The following is a 16707-nucleotide window of genomic DNA, read 5'->3' on the forward strand; positions in this document are numbered from 1 at the left end:
GAGTCACCATGCCAAAACGTACAGATATTCAAAAAATATTAGTGATTGGCTCCGGCCCTATAGTAATCGGCCAGGCGGCGGAGTTTGACTATGCCGGCACCCAGGCGTGCCAGGCGTTAAAGGAAGAAGGATACGAGGTCATTCTAATTAATTCCAACCCGGCAACCATCATGACGGATACCAACATTGCCGATCAGGTGTACATGGAGCCGCTCACCCTCGAGTTTGTCGACCGGGTAATCCGTAAAGAACGGCCCGACGCCATTCTGCCGACCCTTGGTGGTCAGACCGGCCTGAATATGGCGATGGAGCTGCACCGCCACGGGCTGCTCGAGCGGTATGATATTTCCCTTCTTGGCACCGAACTGTCTGCCATTGAGCAGGCAGAGGACCGGGAGTCATTCCGGAACCTGATGTATGAGCTGAACGAGCCGGTGCCGGAAAGCACCATCGTGCACAACCTGCAGGAGGCAGAAGCCTTTGTGGAGGAAATCGGCTATCCGGTCATCGTCCGGCCGGCCTATACGCTCGGCGGTACCGGCGGCGGCCTGGTGGACAATCATGATGAGCTGGTGGAAATCGTCGGCTCCGGGCTCAAATACAGCCCGGTAACCCAGTGCCTGCTTGAAAAAAGCATTGCCGGATTTAAAGAGCTTGAATACGAAGTAATGCGCGACAGCTCCGGGCAGGCAATTGTTGTCTGTAACATGGAAAATATTGACGCAGTCGGTGTTCATACCGGGGATTCGATCGTAACCGCCCCGAGTCAGACACTTGCCGACCGGGAGTACCATATGCTCCGCGACTCGTCTTTGAAAATCATCCGGGCGCTTGAAATTGAAGGCGGCTGCAACGTGCAGTTTGCGCTGTCTCCGGACAGCTTTGAATACTATATCATCGAGGTTAACCCGAGGGTGAGCCGTTCGTCGGCACTTGCGTCCAAAGCCACCGGCTACCCGATTGCCAAGCTTGCAGCCAAGATTGCCTCGGGATATAAGCTCGATGAATTGAAGAACCCGATCACCGGTACGACGTATGCGAGCTTTGAGCCAGCCCTTGACTATGTGGTAACAAAAATTCCGCGCTGGCCGTTTGACAAATTTGAAGCAGCGAACCGCCGGCTCGGTACGCAGATGAAAGCGACCGGAGAAGTGATGGCCATCGGACGCTCATTTGAGGAGTCCATTTTGAAAGGTATCCGGTCGCTGGAACTCGGACGTGCTTTTCTGACGCATCCGGATTACGCAGAGGCATCCGAGGAAAAACTGATAGATAAACTTATTCGCGCGGACGATGAGCGGCTGTTTTACATCGGGGAAGCGCTGAAGCGCGGGTACTCGCTCGAACAGCTGCACACATGGACAAAAATTGATTTGTTTTTCCTTGAAAAATTCGCGGGTATTGTCAAGGTTGCGGAAATGGCACGCTCCTACCCAAATGATGAAGAAATACTGCGGATGGCAAAGACAACCGGCATGGCTGACGAAACACTTGCGGCCTACTGGAATACGACAGAGAAACAGGTGCGCAGCCAGCGCCTCGAGCTGGGTATTACGCCGGTGTATAAAATGGTCGACACGTGTGCGGCGGAATTTGAGTCCGAAACGCCGTATTACTATTCCTCCTATGAAGAAGAAAACGAAAGCAGCAAAACCGGGCGTCCGTCTGTCGTCGTCCTCGGTTCCGGCCCGATACGGATCGGGCAGGGAGTTGAATTTGACTACGCGACGGTGCATACCGTCTGGGCGCTGCAGGAAGCGGGATACGAGGCGATTATTATCAACAACAATCCGGAAACGGTGTCGACAGACTTCAGCGTGTCAGACAAGCTGTACTTTGAGCCGCTTACAGTGGAAGATGTAATGCACGTAGTCGATGTAGAACAGCCGGAGGGCGTCATCGTTCAATTCGGCGGTCAGACCGCCATTAACCTGGCGGATGGTCTCGCTGAGCACGGCGTGAAGATTCTTGGCACTACACTTGAGGACATGGACCGGGCAGAGGACCGGGATAAATTTGAAGCGGCGCTGCAGTCGTTGAAAATTCCTCAGCCGCTCGGCCGTACAGCGGTCAGCACCGAAGAGGCAAGGGTGGTGGCTGCTGATATCGGCTATCCGGTTCTGGTCCGCCCGTCGTATGTCCTTGGCGGACGGGCGATGGAGATCGTCGGCAGTGAAAAAGAACTGCTTAATTACATGGAGCGGGCCGTACGCGTCAACCGCAAGCACCCGGTGCTGATCGATCGTTATATGGTCGGAAAAGAAGTGGAGGTCGACGCGATTTCAGACGGAGAGATGGTGCTTATTCCGGGGATCATGGAGCACATTGAACGCGCCGGGGTGCATTCGGGCGATTCGATTGCAGTCTATCCATCGCAGACGCTCTCAGAGCAGACGAAGCAAACACTTGCCGAGCGGACGATCGCTATCGGAAAAGGGCTGAACATCAAAGGACTGCTGAACATTCAGTTCGTTATACACGAAGATGAAGTGTATGTGCTTGAAGTGAACCCGCGGGCAAGCCGCACCCTGCCGTTTTTAAGTAAAATTACCGGATGTCCGATTGCAAAGCTTGCCACCCGGGTCATGGTCGGTGAAAGCCTTGCTGCCCTTGGGTACGAAAGCGGTCTGCTTCCGGAAGCGGAAGGCGTTTCGGTCAAGGTGCCGGTCTTTTCCTTCGCCAAGCTCCGCCAGGTGGAAATATCTCTCGGCCCGGAAATGAAATCGACCGGTGAAGTGATGGGCCGGGATCAGACGCTCGAGAAAGCATTGTATAAAGGGCTGATCGCTTCCGGGATGAAAATTCCAAATCACGGCACCGTGCTGTTTACTATTGCCGATGAATGGAAAAAGGAGGCGCTTGCGCTCGCCAGGAGGTTTCATGCGATCGGCTATACGATTACAGCGACCCAGGGAACCGCGGCGTGGCTGAACAAGGAAGGCATTCCGGCTTCCTCGGTCGCAAAGGTGGAAGAAGAATCGCCAAACATTCTTGACTTTATCCGGGAAGGCAAAGCCCAGTTTGTCATTAACACGATGGAAAAACAGAAAAAAGCGGCAGCGGACGGCTTCCGGATCCGTCGGGAAGCCGTGGAAAATGAAGTAGTATGTCTCACATCCCTCGACACGGCCGGAGCCTTGTTGAAGGTGCTTGAGATGATTACCTTTTCCACAGAAGCCATGCCTGCGATGAAAGAAGATCGTACAAACGAGGTGATGGTGTGATTCAAAAAGAATGGATGAGCGTCGTTTCCATCGACGAAATCGCAGCGTCGATTTTTGAAGTTGTGCTCGAAGGTGATATGCCAGGGCGTATCCAGGCACCGGGACAATTTGTGCATGTGAAAACGTCCCCGCATGTCGCTCCGCTTCTGCGCCGTCCGGTCAGTATTAGTGAATACTGGCCTGACCAGCGGCGGATGGCGCTTGTTTTCCGGGCCGAAGGGGAAGGTACAAGCCGGATGGCGGCCTGGCGTGAAGGCGACGAAGTGGATGTGCTCGGGCCGCTCGGCAACGGGTTTGATACGAGTGACGTGGGCGAAGGAGAAAAGGCGCTGATTGTCGGGGGCGGCGTCGGCGTTCCGCCGCTGCTCGGTCTAGCTAAACAGCTGACTGGTCAGGGCGTCCGGGTGCAGACCGTGCTCGGCTTTGCCGATGAATCCAGTGCGTTTTTCCGGGATAGGTTCGGCGCGCTCGGGGACTGCTTTGTGAGTACCATTGACGGAAGTATAGGGGAGGCCGGCTTTGTCACAGATGTGATTGACCGCCAGGGGCTTTCCTACGATGCTATTTACGCCTGTGGACCGCTGCCAATGCTTCGTGCGCTCGACAGCTCCTATGCGGCCGCAAAAGGGAAGCTTTCCCTTGAGGAACGTATGGGCTGCGGCATCGGCGCCTGTTTTGCCTGTGTGTGTCACACTACAGACGACCCTGACGGAACAAGCTACCGGAAGGTTTGCAGCGACGGCCCGGTCTTCCCGTGGGGAGAGGTGGTGCTGTCATGAAACTGCATGTAAGCCTGCCCGGGCTTGAAATGAAAAACCCGGTTATGCCGGCAAGCGGATGCTTTGGCTTTGGAAAAGAATTTTCCCAGCTGTATGATCTCAATGACCTCGGAGCCATTGCGATTAAAGCGACCACCGAAGAAGCGCGGTTCGGTAATGAAACACCGCGGGTGGCAGAAACAGAAGCAGGCATGCTGAACGCTATCGGTCTGCAGAACCCGGGGCTTAAAGGAGTAACGGAACACGAGCTGCCGTGGCTCCAGCAGCTGGATACACCGGTGCTTGCAAATGTTGCGGGAACAAAAATGGAGGACTACGAAGCGGTGGCGGCCGGACTGTCGGAATCCGGTATGGTGGCAGCGCTGGAGCTCAATATTTCCTGTCCGAATGTGAAAGAAGGCGGCATTACGTTTGGAACCGACCCGAAGCTTGCGGCAGAGCTTACGAAAAGGGTGAAGCACGTGTCTGACGTGCCGGTTTACGTTAAGCTGTCGCCCAACGTGACGGATATTACGGAAATTGCCAAAGCGGTGGAACATGCCGGCGCGGACGGTTTGTCGCTGATTAACACATTATCGGGGATGAAAATTGATCCGGTGACGCGCAAGCCGCTGCTCGCTAATGAAATCGGGGGCCTTTCGGGTCCGGCCATTAAGCCGGTAGCCATCCGGATGGTATATCAGGTGCGGCAGGTAACAGAACTGCCTATTATCGGCATGGGCGGCATTATGGGCATGGAGGACGTGCTGGAGTTTATGATGGCTGGAGCTGATGCGGTCGCTGTCGGAACAGCAAACATCAGCAACCCGTTTGCCTGCCCGGAAATCATTCAGGAGCTGACAGACTGGGCCGGCTCTGAGACGGCTGCGGACTGGGCCGGCTGGAAGCGGGGCGGGGTGAAAGCATGAAGGACCGTCCCCTGATCATTGCCATGGACGTGCCGGATAAACCGGAGGCGGATGCCCTGCTCGCTTCATTCGGACAGAAATCACTGTTTTTAAAAGTCGGCATGGAATTATTTTATAAAGAAGGCCCAGCGCTTGTGGAGGAGTGGAAAGCACAAGGACACCGGGTATTTCTTGACTTGAAGCTGCATGATATACCCAATACGGTCCAGCGGGCAGCCGCTCAGCTTGCCCGGCTGCAGGTGGATCTTGTCACGGTTCATGCTGCTGGCGGAAGCCGGATGATGGCGGGTGCTGTAGAAGGCCTGGAGCAGGGCACCCGGTCCGGGCAGAAGAGACCTGCCTGCATAGCGGTCACTCAGCTGACGAGCACCTCTGAAACGATGCTGAAGGAGGAGCTTGGCATACCGCTTTCGATGAATCAAGCAGTGGCGGCTTACGCGGATCTTGCCGAACGGTCGGGGCAGGACGGCGTTGTCTGCGCTGCCGGGGAGGTGCCGCTCATTAAAAGCGCCCGCAGCCGCTCTTTTATTACCGTGACCCCGGGAATTCGCGGGGCAGGTGAGGAGGCGGGGGACCAGGCCCGGGTAGTGACACCGCAGGCCGCCGCAGATTTTGGCAGTGACGCGATCGTCGTCGGACGCAGCATTACAAAAGCTGCTGCTCCGGCTTCGGCTTACGAACAAATGGAACAGGAATGGAGAATGCCCAATGCAGAATGAAGAACTTCTCAGCAGGGATCTGCTGACCATTGAAGCAGTGACACTGCGCCCGGATGAACCGTTTACCTGGTCTTCCGGTATACGCTCCCCGATTTACTGCGACAACCGGCTGACGCTTTCTTATCCGGACGTACGGACCCGGGTGGCAGAAGGATTGGCGGAGCTTATCCGGAGCAATTACCCGGATGCTACGATCGTTGCCGGCACTGCCACGGCCGGGATAGCTCATGCGGCGCTTGCAGCAGACAGGCTCGGCCTGCCGATGTGCTACGTGCGCGGTTCCTCCAAATCCCATGGTAAAGGCAATCAGATTGAAGGCCGGGTCACTCCGGAGGATAAAGTCGTAATTGTTGAGGATTTAATCTCCACAGGTCAAAGCATGATCACGGTCCAGCAGGCTCTTCTGGACGCAGGAGCCGACGTACTCGGAGCGGCTGCGATTTTTACGTATGAGCTGGAGGAAGCCGGAAGGCAGCTTAAAGAAGCGCGGCTGCCGGTGAAAACACTGACTAATTACTCTGCCCTGATTCAGATTGCAGCTGAGGAAGGCTACGTGCAGGAAAACGATATCGAACGTCTGCAGGAATGGAAACAGGCCCCGGCTTCCTGGGCGTAAATACGAATTAAAAAGCTCCCTCCGGACAGCTGGGCTGTGTCGGAGGGAGCTTTTTTATTTTGCAGCGGTCTGGGCTTTGGCCCGGTTTTTCATTTCAAGGACAAGGCTTTCCTCCGGAGTGACAAACAGGGTGGACTGCTGATCGTAGGTCACAAACCCGGGCTTGGCGCCGTTTGGTTTTCGTACGTGGCGGATCAGGGTGTGGTCGACCGGCACCGAGGACGAAGAGCGCGCTTTGGAGAAATAGGCGGCAAGGACAGCCGCTTCCTTTAACGTTTCCTCGTCTACGTCTGTGGAGCGGATCACCACATGGGATCCGGGGATATCTTTCGTGTGCAGCCAGGTGTCTCCGGCGTTTGCCACCCGGTTGGTGACGTATTCGTTCTGGCGGTTGTTTTTTCCGACAAGCAGAAGTGTGCCGGCCGAGGAAACGTACTGCTCAACCTGCGGTTTCGTGCTTTTTTTCTGTTTTTTCTTTTGAACACGCTTTTTCAGATAGCCGCCGTCCGATAATTCTTCACGTATGTCGTCAATGTCGGATGGGGCAGCCGTTTCCACCTGCTGAATCAGCCGGTCGAGGTAATCAATCTCGCGACGGGTCAGCTTAATCTGTTTTTTCGCCTCGGATAGTGAGGTTTTAGCTTTGTTGTAGCGTTTAAAATACCGCTGGGCATTATCTGACGGCGAGAGTTCAGGCTCAAGCTCAATGGTAAGCGTGCCGCCTTCCGGATCGTAGTAATCCGTTACTTCGATTTCGTTTTCACCGCCGCGGAGCTGGTGCATATGGGCAGTTAACAGCTCCCCGTACTTTTGATAGACGAGCCGGTTTTCGGCCTGCGTAATCGTCTGGCGCAGTTTTTTCAGCTTGCGCTCGTTTTTTTCGCGCTCGTTCTGCAGAAAACGTTCGAGATCATGGGCCTGCTGATGCACCCGGTCACGTTCGGCTTTGCCGTTATGGTAGCGGTCGAGCATGGCGCTCACCGAGTCAAAACTTTCCTTCGAACCATCCACATGAGTAAGGTCAATGGCGCTGTAATATTCTTTATTGGCTTCGGTGGTCACAATCTGCGGCTGAAAATTCCCGTTATTAACTTCGTTCATGAGCGAAGTAAACGTATCGGCCAGCTTCTGGAGCGAACCGAGACCAGCACGATGCGCGGCCTCTTTGGCGCTCTGGGGAGAAATTCCTTCAAATGCCTGCATCAGCTGGCGGTCGAGCTTGCCCTGGTTGGCGTCGAGTGCTCTCAGCACGTCACCGGCTTCAGCTTCGAGGGGGTTCGCCTTATGCTGGGACGGTGGTCCAACATATTCCTGACCGGGAAGAATCGTGCGTACGGTGTTTTGGGCCGGGGAAATATGCTTCATGCTGTCCAGAATATGCGTACGGTCCTCATTAAGAAGCACGACATTACTGTGCTTCCCCATAATTTCCATAACCAGGGTCCGTTCCGTAAGATCACCGATTTCATCTTTGTTTTCAATGCGCAGCGAAACGATCCGCTCAAGTCCCTGCTGTGACACTTCCCGCACGAAACCGCCTTCAAGGTGCTTGCGCAGCAGCATGCAGAACATGGAAGGCTCCTTGGGATTCTGGTACTTTTCGTCTGTCAGATGCATTCTTGACAGGGAAGGGTTCACCGACAGCAGCAGCTGGTGGTTTTTGCGGTTCGCCCGCACTGAAATGACCAGGTCGGTTTTGTAGGGCTGGTGTATTTTTGTGATCCGGCCGTTTTGGAGTGTCTGCTGGACCTCCTGGACAACGGCCTGGGTCATGATTCCGTCAAAGCTCACGTTCGATCATCCTTTACTCGTACAAGCAGGAGAAATTCTTCTGCTGCTTGCGTTCTGTACGGTGGATTATAGCATAATGAAAAGCGCGCCGTCTTGTCTGCTGAATAAACATTGGTTGTGGGCTGAAGAGATATTGTTTACAATATAGAAGTACATAATGTTCGGGCCTCGCCGCGAAGCATCGTTTGTGACGCTTGAAATAATCGTGCTATACTGAAGCAGGAGAACAACTCGTCAGGAACCGCAGAAGAAAACATATATGAACCATTTTTTCAGGCAGCAGCTAGAGGGATGGTCCGACCAGGAGGGGTAGTTTTGAGCATTAAGCTAATCAACATCGGATTTGGAAATATTGTGTCGGCAAATCGGATTATTTCTATCGTCAGCCCGGAATCAGCACCAATCAAACGGATTATTCAGGAAGCCAGGGACCGTAACATGCTGATTGATGCCACCTATGGCCGAAGGACGAGAGCGGTTATTATTGCAGACAGCGACCATGTTGTGCTTTCTGCGGTTCAGCCGGAGACAGTCGCCCAGCGGCTGCATACAAAAGATGATGATTCATCGGACGAATAAGATTGTGAAATGAGGCGTGTCAACCTATGAAAGATGATAAAGGATTATTGATTGTTCTTTCCGGCCCGGCCGGTGTAGGAAAAGGTACGGTATGCGGAGCGCTGCGCGAAGAGGATACGAATATTGAGTATTCCGTATCCGCTACTACCCGGGCCCCGCGTCCCGGGGAGGAGCACGGAGTAAATTATTTCTTTCATTCGAAGGAAGAGTTTGAAAAAATGATCGAGGAAGGCCGGCTGCTGGAGTGGGCGCAGTATGTAGACAACTACTACGGGACCCCGCTTGATTACGTTCAGGAAACCATTGAACGCGGCAAAGACATTATTCTCGAGATTGAAGTGCAGGGCGCAGAAAAGGTGAAGGAGCGTTACCCGGAAGGCACGTTTATTTTCTTAATGCCTCCAAGTCTTGCCGAGCTCCGCAGCAGGATCGTCGGGCGTGGGACGGAAACATCCGAGTTGATTGACAAACGGATGACTGTGGCCAAAAATGAAATTGACATGATGCAGATGTATGACTATGTAGTGGAAAACGATGAAATTGAAAAAGCGGTCTCCCGCATCCGCTCTATTGTCACTGCAGAACACTGCAAGCAGGAACGCCTGATTGAAAAATATAAAGAATTAGCGGAGGTGGAATAATGGCTTCAAACAGAAACGACGAAGGAATGCTGTATCCGTCCATTGACCAGCTGCTCGGTCATATCAATTCCAAATATACGCTAGTATCCGTCTCAGCACGGCGCGCGAGAGACCTCGAAGAAATCGACGGGGCGCTCCCAATGATCGATAATGCAAAATCTGTGAAGGCAGTAGGCATCGCTCTCGAAGAAATCCAGGCAGGCGTGCTCGGCTACCGCCAGGGTGACTACGAAGAACACGACTACGAAGAATAACCGAAAAGGAACGGGCACCAGATAAGAAGAAGCAACCTATGGGATTACGTAGGTTGCTTTTTTTAGCCTGGAAGCGCCTGTTAAAGGAGGACAAAGCTGTGAAAGGCAAAAAAATTGTACTCGGTGTCACAGGAGGAATAGCTGCCTTTAAAGCCGCGGCGCTTGCAAGTAAGCTGTACCAGGCGGGGGCAGAGCTGCGCATTATTATGACGCCGGAAGCCAAAGAGTTTATTACCCCGCTCACATTTCAGGCACTGACACGATCAAGAGTGTACGACGACACGTTTGCAGAAGCCGACCCTTCAGTCGTTTCCCATATTGATGTGGCGGACTGGGCAGATGTATTTATCGTAGCGCCTGCGTCGGCCAACACACTCGGAAAGCTTGCGAACGGACTCGCAGATGATATGCTCACCACCACAATGATGGCGACACTGGCCAACGTATACGTTGCACCGGCGATGAACGTAAACATGTATAATCATCCGAGCTTTCAGCGCAATAAGGAAACGTTAAAGCAGGACGGCTACCGGTTCATTGAACCTGGAGAGGGTTATCTTGCCTGCGGCTGGATTGGCAAAGGCCGGATGGCTGAGCCCGAGGACATTATGCAGTTTGTCCAGGATGCCGAAGATGTCGGCACTCCGCTTGCCGGCAAACGAGTGCTTGTGACTGCTGGTCCCACGCATGAGCATATCGATCCCTTCCGGGTCGTTACCAATCCGTCCAGCGGAAAAATGGGGTTTGCGATCGCTGAGGAAGCAGCCCGGCGGGGAGCAGAAGTGACGCTGGTTGCAGGACCGGTGACGCTCTCCACGCCTGGCGGCGTCCAGACAAGAATCGACGTCGGAAGCGTGGATGATATGCGCGAAGCCGTGCTCACCCACTACGATACGTCGGATGTGGTAATTAAAGCAGCTGCTGTGTCCGATTACCGGCCGGAGACCGTGCATGAAAAAAAGCAGAAGAAAAAGGACGATGGTCTTGAAGTGCCGATGGTGAAAACACCGGATATTCTCCAGGAGCTCGGAGAGAAAAAGAAGCATCAGCTTTTGATCGGCTTCGCTGCAGAATCGGAACGCCTCGAGGAATATGCAGAAAACAAGCGGCAGCGTAAGAATGCCGATTTAATTGTAGCCAATGAAATCGGGAAAGCGGGTTCGGGCTTTCGGGCCGATGAAAATACTATTACCTTCGTGGATAAAAACGGAGCTGTTTCTTTTCCCACCCAGTCGAAGCACGAGGCAGCGGCAGAAATTATGTCCTGGCTGCAGAAACGAATAGGAGACGCGTAAATATGTACGCCAAGGTAATTGTGGATATAGCGACCGGCCAGACGAACCGGGCTTTTGATTATCAGATTCCGGCTTCACTCGAAATGCTCGCGCGCCCCGGATCGAGAGTGACGGTGCCGTTTGGTGCCCGGAAGATTCAGGGATTTATCTGGCGGATCGAAGACAATACAGAGCTTGCCCGGGTTAAGCCGATTACAGATGTGCTCGATCCTCATCCGGTGCTTACGCAGGAGCTGCTTGAGCTCGGAGAGTATTTGGCTGTGGAAACGGTCTGTTTTTTAATTACGGCCTATCAGTCGATGATTCCGGCAGCCATTCGGGCAAAACCAAAAAAGAAGATTGAGCTGCTCGTGCCCCCGGAGACACTGCCGCCGGTACTGCAGGCAGTGTTTCAGAAGCAGACGACAATCGACTGGAAGGACCTCCCGGACGATAAAGCAGTGATGCAGCACGTGCAGGAAGCTGTCCATCGTGAACAGATCCGGATCGATTATCAGGTGAAGGACCAGACGAAAAAACAGACGAAGCGGATGCTGCGGCTTCATCCGGAGCACCGGACGCATGCAGCTTCTCTTACGGCGAAAGCGAAAAAACAGCTGGAGCTGTACGACTGGTTTCTTTCGATCGGAGACGAAGAAGTGGCTGTCCCTGCGGCCCAGCTGCTGCATGAGCAGACGGCGAGCCGGGCGGTTATTCAGGGCCTCGTGGAGAAAAACATTCTTATGGAGCGGGACCAGGAGTCGTACCGGGATCCATTTGAAGACCGATCATTTGAAGCCACTCCTCCGCAGGAGCTCACCCCGGACCAGCAGCGGGCACTTGATCCGATTACAGAAAAAACGTCGCGGCATGAGCATCATACGTTTTTGCTGCACGGGGTCACCGGAAGCGGAAAGACAGAAGTGTATCTGCAGGCCATTGACCGTGTGCTGAAGCAGGGACGGGAAGCGATTGTGCTCGTACCGGAAATTTCACTTACCCCGCAAATGGTGGAACGCTTTAAAGGGCGGTTCGGGGACCAGGTGGCGGTAATGCACAGCGCTCTCTCAAGAGGCGAACGGTACGACGAATGGCGCAGGGTGCATGCCGGAGACGCAAAAGTAGCGGTCGGAGCACGATCGGCGGTTTTTGCCCCCTTCAAAAATGTCGGCCTGATTATCATTGATGAAGAGCACGAAGGCAGCTACAAGCAGGAGGACCACCCCCGGTATCACGCCCGGGAGGTAGCGATCTGGAGAGGCAGGTATCACGGGGCTCCGGTAGTATTAGGGAGCGCCACGCCGTCGCTGGAATCATATGCCCGTGCCGGCCGGGAGGTTTATCAGCTGCTTGAAATGCCGGAGAGAATCAACCAGAAACAGCTGCCCGCCATCGATGTGGTGGATATGAGGGACGAGCTTCATAAAGGCAACCGCTCCGTATTTTCCGAAACGCTGCTTGAAAAGCTGAAGGACCGACTGGAAAAAGGGGAGCAGAGTATTTTGTTTCTAAACCGGCGAGGCTACTCTTCGTTTGTCATGTGCCGTTCATGCGGCTATACTGCTGAATGCCCGCACTGTGAAATCACGCTCACATACCACCAGACAAAGCATCAGCTGAAGTGCCACTATTGTGGCTATGAAGAAGCGATGCCTGCAACGTGCCCGTCCTGCGAAAGCGAACAGATCCGCTACTTTGGCACAGGCACCCAGAAGGTGGAAGAAGAGCTGACGAAGGTGCTGCCGGAGGCCAGGATTATCCGGATGGATATGGACACCACGACGAAAAAAGGCTCCCACGAACAGATGCTTCGCCGGTTTGGAAACGGAGAGGCGGACATTCTGCTCGGCACCCAGATGATTGCCAAAGGCCTGGACTTCCCTATGATTACGCTGGTTGGTGTACTGGCAGCGGACACGATGCTGCATCTGCCTGATTTTCGGGCGCCGGAGCGGACCTTTCAGCTGCTTACCCAGGTGAGCGGGCGGGCCGGCCGGGACAAGCTGCAGGGCGAAGTAGTGATTCAATCCTACAGCCCAGATCATTACAGCATTCAGTTTGCTAAGAATCATGACTATCCATCGTTCAGCCGGCATGAAATGGGCCAGCGCAAGCGGGGCGGGTATCCGCCGTATTATTATTTAACGATGGTCAATGTTTCTCACGAAGAGATCGGTGTAGCGCTGAAAACCGCTGAAAAAGTGACGAGCCGGCTGCGGGAGGAATTATCACCGCAGGCGAAAATTCTCGGACCAACTGTTTCTCCGATTGCAAGGATCAAGGATAGATATCGGTACCAATGCATGATAAAATACAGGGATGAGCCTGAATTAACGAAAATCCTGAATGATATTGCTGTACATTATCAAAAAGAGACAGCTCAGGATAAGCTGTTTATTACGATTGATATGTACCCGCAGTTGTTTCTATAAGGTAAACACCAGCCCCGCTGCCTCGATAGTGACCGACGCACGGGGCTGTGTATTGTGAAAAGAGGGATAAATATGAACATTTTATTTATGGGGACGCCGGACTTTTCGGTCCCGGTGCTGCGGCGTCTGCTTGAAGAGGGCTATCCGGTAACGGCGGTGGTCACTCAGCCTGACCGTCCGAAGGGAAGAAAAAAAGAGCTGACCCCGCCGCCGGTCAAAGTTGAAGCCGAAGCGTGGAAGCTTCCTGTCCTGCAGCCGGAAAAGCTGAAAAACGAAGCCTCCTTAAACGAAGTGCTGGCAGAGAAGCCGGATTTAATTATTACAGCGGCGTTCGGCCAGATTCTGCCGAAAAAGCTTCTCGAAGCCCCTTCCATTGCAGCGGTGAATGTGCACGCTTCCCTGCTTCCTGAATACCGCGGCGGCGCCCCGATTCACCAGGCGGTCATCGATGGCCGGGAAAAAACAGGCGTCACGATCATGGACATGGTGGCAAAACTGGACGCCGGTGACATCATCCGGCAGCAGGAAGTACCCATTGAATGGGAGGATACGGTCGGAGATGTGCATGACAAACTGAGCGCCGTCGGAGCAGATCTTTTGATCGAAACGCTGCCAGCAGTAATCGACGGCACGGCGGAACGGACTCCGCAAAATGAAGAGAAAGTAACATTTGCATCCAACATCCAGCGCGGTCAGGAAAGAATCGACTGGAAGCAGAGCGGCCGTTCGATCTATAACCAGATCCGTGGGATGAATCCATGGCCGGTGGCCTATGCAGAAAAAGACGGAAAGTCGATTAAGCTGTGGCGGGCCGAATGGGTGGATGCTTCCGCCAGTGCTGAAGCGGGTACTATCACCGATATAACAGATGAATACATTGATGTGGCAGCCGGTGACGGCACGATGGTCCGGCTGTGGGAGATTCAGCCGGCTGGCAAAAAAAGAATGAATACAGCCGAATTTTTGCGGGGAAGCCACGGCTGGTCCAAAGGAGAGAGTTTTAATGAATAAAACGGAGCCTTCCTATTCCCTCCGGTATACAGCTGCTTCCCTGCTCGAGCGGGTGGAGACCGGCAAGGCCTTCAGCCACCTGCTGCTTCATCACGAGCTCGCCGGAAAAGCATGGTCGAGAGAGGATGCCGCCCTACTGACCGAAATTGTTTACGGCACCCTCCGCCGCCAGAACACCCTCGACTACGTGCTTGGGGTTTTTGTGAACAAACCGATAACGAAGCTTGACGCCTGGGTACGCGTGCTGCTGCGCATGAGCGTGTATCAGATGCGTTACCTTGACCGGGTGCCGGACCACGCCGTTGTGGATGAGGCGGTAAAAATCGCAAAGCAGCGGGGAAATAAAGGAGTGAGCGGTTTTGTGAACGGAGTGCTCCGCTCCCTGCAGCGCAAAGGATTTCCCGACACAACCGCTATCAAAAACTCAGAGGAACGTCTGGCCGTCGACTACAGCCATCCGGCATGGATGCTTCGGGAATGGCAGGCGGCCTACGGGGAAGAAACAGCGCTCCGTATCGCCGAAGCAAATAATGTTACGCCAAAAACGAATGTGCGGGTCGCCTCTGGGGCTGAAGTCGAAGATGTGCAGGAAATGCTCGAACAGGAAGGGATTCAGACAATCCGGGGCGTTATTGCAGAGAAAGCATTAATTGTAGAAAAAGGCAATGTTCTCGTTACCGAAACGTATCAGAACGGCTATATAACGGTGCAGGACGAAAGCTCCATGAAAGCCGGTGAAGCACTGATGGTTGAAGAAAATATGGACGTTCTCGACGCCTGCGCTGCCCCGGGCGGAAAATCAACGGACGCTGCCGAACGGACCGGCCCGGGCGGAAGCGTGGCAGCCCATGACCTGAGTGCAAAAAAGCTTGTCCAGATTGAAGAACAGGCGGCAAGACTTGGGCTTGAAAATATTGAAACCGCCGCCGGGGATGCACGTCAATTGACAACTACTTTTCCGGCGCGTACATTTGACCGGGTGCTCGTCGATGCACCGTGCAGCGGACTTGGCGTTATCCGGAAAAAGCCCGAGCAGAAATGGGCCAAAAAAGCAGAGGATTTTGAACGCCTGCCGGAGATACAGCACGAAATATTGAATGAAGCTGTAAGTATGTTACGATTTAATGGAAGGATTGTGTACAGCACATGTACAATTCGTCCAGAGGAGAACGAACAGGTGTGGGAAGCATTTTTGCACCGGCATCCAGAACTATCACCAGACCATGAACTGACCGACAAACTAAAACTTTCAGAAATAGAGCATTTTTCCAGCGAATACGGATGGTGCACGATTCTTCCCCACGAATACGGCACAGACGGATTTTTCATTGCCGCGGCGGTAAAAAATAATCAGGAAGAAACGGAAGGAGCATAAGCATGCAGATTTTAAAAAAGGAGGCGCCTGCCCCGCAAACGGACAGCCCCTCCATGTACAGCTTGGAATACGAGGAACTTCAACAATGGTTAAAAGAAAACGGGGAGCCGGCATTCCGTGCAAAGCAGCTGTTTGAATGGATGTATCAAAAGCGCGTGACCTCATTTGAGGAAATGACCAACATCCCGAAAACGCTTCGCGAAAAGCTCGAAAGCACGTTTACACTGACAACGTTAAAAGAGGTCATCCATCAGCAGTCCCAGGACGGCACCATTAAGATTTTGTTTGAACTGCAGGACGGCTATACGATCGAAACCGTACTGATGAAGCATGACTACGGCTACAGTGTTTGTGTAACCACCCAGGTAGGCTGCCGGCTCGGCTGTACCTTCTGTGCTTCCACACTTGGCGGCCTGAAAAGAAACCTTGAAGGTGGCGAAATTACCGCCCAGGTGCTCGAATCCCAGCGTCTGCTTGATGAAAGAGACGAACGTGTAAGCTCTATCGTGGTTATGGGCATCGGCGAGCCGTTCGATAACTACGACGGCCTGATGAATTTTCTGCGCGTAGTCAATCACGATGACGGCTTAAACATCGGTGCACGCCATATTACCGTTTCTACAAGCGGGGTCGTGCCGCGCATTTATGACTTTGCCAATGAAAACATGCAGATTAATTTCGCAGTATCTCTCCACGCAGCAAACACAGAGACCCGCAGCCGGCTGATGCCGATTAACCGCGCTTGGGATGTTTCGGAGCTGATGGATTCCATCCGCTACTACCAGAAGAAAACGAACCGAAGAGTCACATTTGAATACGGCCTGTTCGGCCAGGTAAATGACCAGAAAGAGGACGCGGAAGAGCTCGCCGACCTGATCGGTGATTTGAAATGCCACGTCAATCTGATTCCTGTGAACGATGTGCCGGAAAGAAACTACGTGCGTACCACAAGAAACGACATTTTTGCGTTTGAAAAAGCATTAAAAGACCGCGGGGTGAACGTAACGATCCGGCGTGAGCAGGGACACGATATCGATGCAGCCTGCGGACAGCTGCGTGCCAACCAGCGGAAAGAAGAAACGGAGGCTAATTCCCAGTGAACCA

The 16707-nt window shown here is 53.5% G+C and carries 13 protein-coding genes and 1 pseudogene; 13 read left to right on the top strand and 1 reads right to left on the bottom strand.

Annotated features, from left to right (window positions below; all coding sequences use genetic code 11):
• Positions 1-8 precede the first annotated feature (8 nt).
• The 5 genes and pseudogenes from carB to pyrE all read left to right on the top strand — a co-directional run bounded on the left by carB (position 9) and on the right by pyrE (position 6246).
• Positions 9-3224, top strand: coding sequence for a carbamoyl-phosphate synthase large subunit (gene carB, locus ACTRXF_RS00815; RefSeq protein ID WP_474277260.1), 3216 nt, complete (start codon positions 9-11; stop codon positions 3222-3224).
• Positions 3221-4003 carry a dihydroorotate dehydrogenase electron transfer subunit gene (locus tag ACTRXF_RS00820; protein WP_474277262.1) on the top strand — a complete coding sequence of 261 codons (783 nt, stop codon included), beginning with the start codon at positions 3221-3223 and terminating at the stop codon, positions 4001-4003. The genes carB and ACTRXF_RS00820 overlap by 4 nt, the downstream gene beginning before the upstream one ends.
• Positions 4000-4851: pseudogene (locus ACTRXF_RS00825) on the top strand (dihydroorotate dehydrogenase); the annotation flags it as partial. The gene ACTRXF_RS00820 and the pseudogene ACTRXF_RS00825, both read left to right, overlap by 4 nt.
• Before the next feature lie 56 nt (positions 4852-4907).
• On the top strand, positions 4908-5630 hold the full coding sequence (pyrF, locus tag ACTRXF_RS00830; RefSeq protein WP_474277264.1) for an orotidine-5'-phosphate decarboxylase: 723 nt from the start codon (positions 4908-4910) through the stop codon (positions 5628-5630).
• Complete coding sequence (gene pyrE / locus ACTRXF_RS00835; protein ID WP_474277267.1) at positions 5620-6246, top strand: orotate phosphoribosyltransferase; 627 nt, start codon at positions 5620-5622, stop codon at positions 6244-6246. Before pyrF ends, pyrE begins: the two co-directional genes overlap by 11 nt.
• Before the next feature lie 54 nt (positions 6247-6300).
• Here pyrE and ACTRXF_RS00840 read toward each other — a convergent pair whose 3' ends face one another.
• Complete coding sequence (locus ACTRXF_RS00840) at positions 6301-8037, bottom strand: Rqc2 family fibronectin-binding protein (RefSeq protein ID WP_474277270.1); 1737 nt, start codon at positions 8035-8037, stop codon at positions 6301-6303.
• Between the two features lie 315 nt (positions 8038-8352).
• Between ACTRXF_RS00840 and remA the strand changes: the two genes are divergently transcribed.
• From remA to rlmN, 8 genes are all read left to right on the top strand, one after another.
• Positions 8353-8616 (top strand): extracellular matrix/biofilm regulator RemA, encoded by a 264-nt coding sequence (remA, locus tag ACTRXF_RS00845; protein WP_022792719.1) that lies wholly within the window; start codon positions 8353-8355, stop codon positions 8614-8616.
• Positions 8617-8642: 26 nt separating this feature from the next.
• Positions 8643-9257: a guanylate kinase gene (gene gmk, locus ACTRXF_RS00850; RefSeq protein WP_474260416.1), complete on the top strand. Its 615-nt coding sequence runs from the start codon at positions 8643-8645 to the stop codon at positions 9255-9257.
• Positions 9257-9511 (top strand): DNA-directed RNA polymerase subunit omega, encoded by a 255-nt coding sequence (gene rpoZ / locus ACTRXF_RS00855; RefSeq protein ID WP_474260418.1) that lies wholly within the window; start codon positions 9257-9259, stop codon positions 9509-9511. Before gmk ends, rpoZ begins: the two co-directional genes overlap by 1 nt.
• A gap of 38 nt (positions 9512-9549) precedes the next feature.
• Entirely contained in the window at positions 9550-10806 is a 1257-nt protein-coding gene (coaBC, locus tag ACTRXF_RS00860; RefSeq protein WP_474277273.1) for a bifunctional phosphopantothenoylcysteine decarboxylase/phosphopantothenate--cysteine ligase CoaBC, read from the top strand.
• A 2-nt stretch (positions 10807-10808) separates the two neighbouring features.
• A complete protein-coding gene (gene priA, locus ACTRXF_RS00865) occupies positions 10809-13217 on the top strand; it encodes a primosomal protein N' (protein ID WP_474277276.1) in 2409 nt (802 codons plus the stop codon).
• A gap of 72 nt (positions 13218-13289) precedes the next feature.
• Positions 13290-14228, top strand: a complete 939-nt coding sequence (gene fmt, locus ACTRXF_RS00870) for a methionyl-tRNA formyltransferase (protein WP_474277279.1) — start codon at positions 13290-13292, stop codon at positions 14226-14228.
• Positions 14221-15603: a 16S rRNA (cytosine(967)-C(5))-methyltransferase RsmB gene (gene rsmB / locus ACTRXF_RS00875; RefSeq protein ID WP_474277282.1), complete on the top strand. Its 1383-nt coding sequence runs from the start codon at positions 14221-14223 to the stop codon at positions 15601-15603. Before fmt ends, rsmB begins: the two co-directional genes overlap by 8 nt.
• A gap of 2 nt (positions 15604-15605) precedes the next feature.
• Entirely contained in the window at positions 15606-16703 is a 1098-nt protein-coding gene (gene rlmN, locus ACTRXF_RS00880; protein ID WP_474260428.1) for a dual-specificity RNA methyltransferase RlmN, read from the top strand.
• The last annotated feature ends 4 nt before the right edge of the window (positions 16704-16707 follow it).

Source organism: Marinococcus sp. LNHM3E3-2.2, assembly GCF_056034385.1.

Excerpts from the sequence above, each read along its gene's own strand:
- rlmN (WP_474260428.1), top strand. The coding sequence starts at position 15,606 with ATGCAGATTTTAAAAAAGGAGGCGCCTGCCCCGCAAACGGACAGCCCC.
- fmt (WP_474277279.1), top strand. The coding sequence starts at position 13,290 with ATGAACATTTTATTTATGGGGACGCCGGACTTTTCGGTCCCGGTGCTG.
- gmk (WP_474260416.1), top strand. The coding sequence starts at position 8,643 with ATGAAAGATGATAAAGGATTATTGATTGTTCTTTCCGGCCCGGCCGGT.
- coaBC (WP_474277273.1), top strand. The coding sequence starts at position 9,550 with ATGGGATTACGTAGGTTGCTTTTTTTAGCCTGGAAGCGCCTGTTAAAG.
- rpoZ (WP_474260418.1), top strand. The coding sequence starts at position 9,257 with ATGGCTTCAAACAGAAACGACGAAGGAATGCTGTATCCGTCCATTGAC.
- priA (WP_474277276.1), top strand. The coding sequence starts at position 10,809 with ATGTACGCCAAGGTAATTGTGGATATAGCGACCGGCCAGACGAACCGG.
- carB (WP_474277260.1), top strand. The coding sequence starts at position 9 with ATGCCAAAACGTACAGATATTCAAAAAATATTAGTGATTGGCTCCGGC.
- pyrE (WP_474277267.1), top strand. The coding sequence starts at position 5,620 with ATGCAGAATGAAGAACTTCTCAGCAGGGATCTGCTGACCATTGAAGCA.
- rsmB (WP_474277282.1), top strand. The coding sequence starts at position 14,221 with ATGAATAAAACGGAGCCTTCCTATTCCCTCCGGTATACAGCTGCTTCC.
- pyrF (WP_474277264.1), top strand. The coding sequence starts at position 4,908 with ATGAAGGACCGTCCCCTGATCATTGCCATGGACGTGCCGGATAAACCG.